The sequence below is a fragment of the Devosia sp. genome, assembly GCF_041917035.1.
Taxonomy (GTDB): Bacteria; Pseudomonadota; Alphaproteobacteria; order Rhizobiales; family Devosiaceae; genus Devosia_A.
In genome coordinates, this window is record NZ_JAYRYM010000368.1 from 1 (window position 1) to 2695 (window position 2695).

Annotated in this window: 4 protein-coding genes and 1 pseudogene; 3 read left to right on the forward strand and 2 right to left on the reverse strand. The window is 65.2% G+C overall.

Annotated elements, in window-relative coordinates:
• The 3 genes from ACE3TU_RS21130 to ACE3TU_RS21140 form a co-directional block, all read left to right on the forward strand.
• Positions 1-1274 (forward strand): efflux RND transporter permease subunit (locus tag ACE3TU_RS21130; RefSeq protein WP_374627833.1); only part of this gene is annotated, 1274 nt, incomplete at its 5' end.
• A gap of 123 nt (positions 1275-1397) precedes the next feature.
• On the forward strand, positions 1398-1637 hold the full coding sequence (locus ACE3TU_RS21135; protein WP_374627834.1) for a type II toxin-antitoxin system prevent-host-death family antitoxin: 240 nt from the start codon (positions 1398-1400) through the stop codon (positions 1635-1637).
• A gap of 6 nt (positions 1638-1643) precedes the next feature.
• Complete coding sequence (locus ACE3TU_RS21140) at positions 1644-2030, forward strand: type II toxin-antitoxin system death-on-curing family toxin (RefSeq protein ID WP_374627835.1); 387 nt, start codon at positions 1644-1646, stop codon at positions 2028-2030.
• A gap of 51 nt (positions 2031-2081) precedes the next feature.
• Here the strand turns inward: ACE3TU_RS21140 and ACE3TU_RS21145 are convergent, their stop codons facing one another.
• Positions 2082-2381, reverse strand: coding sequence for a hypothetical protein (locus ACE3TU_RS21145; protein WP_374627836.1), 300 nt, complete (start codon positions 2379-2381; stop codon positions 2082-2084).
• 57 nt (positions 2382-2438) lie between these two features.
• Positions 2439-2695 (reverse strand): annotated as a pseudogene (locus tag ACE3TU_RS21150) (metal ABC transporter permease); the annotation flags it as partial.

The following is a 2695-nucleotide window of genomic DNA, read 5'->3' on the forward strand; positions in this document are numbered from 1 at the left end:
TGCGCAACTACATCGAGAACGACCTCGGCGACACCATCGACGTCGAGGACGGCCGTCCCTCCCCCGGCATCGACTGGGAAGTGACGATCGATCGCGAGGCGGCGGCCAAGTACGGCATCGGCGTGCGAGAGCTCAGCCCCTATGTCCAGCTGGTCACCTCCGGCGTCAAGCTCGGCGCCTACCGGCCGAACGACGCCGACGACGAACTCGACATCCGCGTGCGGCTGCCGCTCGAGGAACGCAGCTTCGACAGCCTCGACTCGCTGCGCATCGTCACGGCGCAGGGGCTGGTCCCGGTGTCGAACTTCATCAAGCGCGAGGCGGTGCCGAAGGTGGCCAACATCTCGCGCAAGAACGGCAAGTACCAGATGGCGGTGGCGGCGAACTTCATCCCGGCCATCGTCCAGGACCCGTCCGCGACCCAGGCCAAGATGGAGCAGCTCGGCGCCTTCGTGAAGGAGCAGAACTTCCCCGCTACCGCCACGGTGGTGTTCGGCGGTGCCGACGAGCAGATCGGCGACACCAACGCCTTCATCGGCCAGGCCCTGATGGCGGCGCTGTTCATCATCTTCCTGGTGCTGCTGCTCGAGTACAACAGCTTCTACCAGGTGCTGGTGACGCTCTCGACGGTGCTGATGTCGCTCGCCGGGGTGATGGTGGGCATGGTGGTCACGGGCATGAGCTTTTCGGCGATCATGACCGGGCTCGGCATCGTGGCGCTGGCCGGTATCGTGGTGAAGAACGGCATCGTGCTGATCGACACCTACAACCACTACAACCGCGACGAAGGGGTCGACCCGGTCAAGGCGATGCTGATCACCGCCAGCCAGCGCGTGCGGCCGGTGCTGCTCACCGCAACGGTGACGGCGCTGGGCGTGATCCCGATGGCGCTGAACATCGAGTTCGACTTCATCCGCCAGGAAATCGTGGTGGGTGGCATTGCCGGCTCGTGGTTCACCCACCTCTCGGCGGCGCTGGTCTCGGGGCTGTTCGTCTCGACCGCGCTGACGCTGGTGATGGTGCCGGTGATGATCACCGCGCCGAGCGTGATCCGGCACGGCTGGATCGGCCGGCTGGTCGGCACCATCGCGATGGCGCCGTTCCGGCTGTTCGGTGGCCGGAAGACCGCCACTGCCGTGACGCCGGAAGGCGCCGAGATCGCCATCCCTGCCGACATCGACAGCTCCAAGCGCTTCATCAAGACCGAGGGCTCGGGCCTGGTCGAGACCGAGCAGGACGGGGTGACGGTGGTGAGCCGCCAGGCCGCCGAATAGTCGCGCAGTCACAGAATGAGGCAAGGGCCCGGGGGCGACCCCGGGCCTTTTTGTTGGCTGATTTAGCCATTGCGGACAGTTTCTGGAGTAGCTATTTTAGCTGCGGAGTTAGGAGAAACGAGCATGGTCGAGATGACCGCGACGGACGCCAAGAACAAGTTCGGGCAGCTGCTGGAGATGGCGCAGGCAGAGCCAGTGGCCATCCGGAAAAACGGCCGGGACGTGGCGTATGTCGTGTCGGCAGAGCAGTTCAACGCTCTGCGCGAACAAGCTGCTGCTCCCAAGGTACGACCCGCGATCGAGAGGCTGATGGCGAAGAGCATCGAGCGTCGTCGCTCTCTCTATGAAGCTCTCGCAAGGTAGCGGGCGTTGACGCTCTACATCACTCTCGACGAAGCCCTGCGCATCCACGAACTCCTGATCAAGGAGTTCGGGGGTGCCCTTGGCGTTCGCGACCTGGGGCTGATTCAGTCGGCCCTGCTGCGTCCGCAAACCGGCTACTATGCCGACCTCATCGAGGAGGCCGCGGCCCTGTGGGAAAGCCTCGCGATGAATCACGGCTTCGTCGATGGCAACAAGCGGGTCGCCTATGCATGCGTCGAATTGTTCCTGCAGCTCAACGGGGCGGACATTGCGGCCAGCAACGGCGAAATCGAGGCGTTCATCTATAGTCACCTCGAGGCGGGCACGTTTCGCAAGGATGTGCTGGAGAGCTGGCTGAACGAGCATGCCGTTCCGTTCGACCCCGAACAGTAGACCACGCCCAACGGATCGCTCAAGCCGCCACCGGTCCGCCGGCCGAACGGCCTATTTCCAGGCCGTCTGCATGATCCGTGCGAGCAGGACGCCGTAGGCCATGGCCACGACGACCAACTCGAGGAGCAGCAGCCAGTCGCCGAGGCCGGGCGAGATCAGCCAGAGGAGCACCCCGCCGGCGACGAGGTTGCCGCCGCCCCAGAGCACGTTGTTGACCGGGCTATCGAGCCTTGGTGGGCCGCCGGTGAAGGGCGAGGGGAACGACCGGCCGGCGAGGCCCTGGGTGAAATGCGGGATGCCGTTGGTCAGGAACAAGGCGGCGGGAACCGCAACGAGATAATACCACCACATTGGACGCCTCCGGAAAAGTCGCTTGAGTTCGACGCAGGAGCACCTGCCGGCACCCCCCTACTCCGCCGCCGGCAGGCCGCGCTTGACGAAGGGATCGTTGGCGACCTTGCGGATGCGTTCCTCGGCCTCGCTGGCCTCGCGCTGGCGATTCCACATCTGGGCGTAGAGCCCCTGCTTGCTGAGCAGACGGAAATGCGTGCCGCGCTCGGCGATCTCGCCGTCACGCAGGACGATGATCTCGTCGGCGTTGACGACGGTGGAGAGCCGGTGGGCGATGACCAGGGTGGTGCGATCGGCCGAGACCAGGTCGAGGG

Excerpts from the sequence above, each read along its gene's own strand:
- ACE3TU_RS21135 (WP_374627834.1), top strand. The coding sequence starts at position 1,398 with ATGGTCGAGATGACCGCGACGGACGCCAAGAACAAGTTCGGGCAGCTG.
- ACE3TU_RS21145 (WP_374627836.1), bottom strand. The coding sequence starts at position 2,381 with ATGTGGTGGTATTATCTCGTTGCGGTTCCCGCCGCCTTGTTCCTGACC.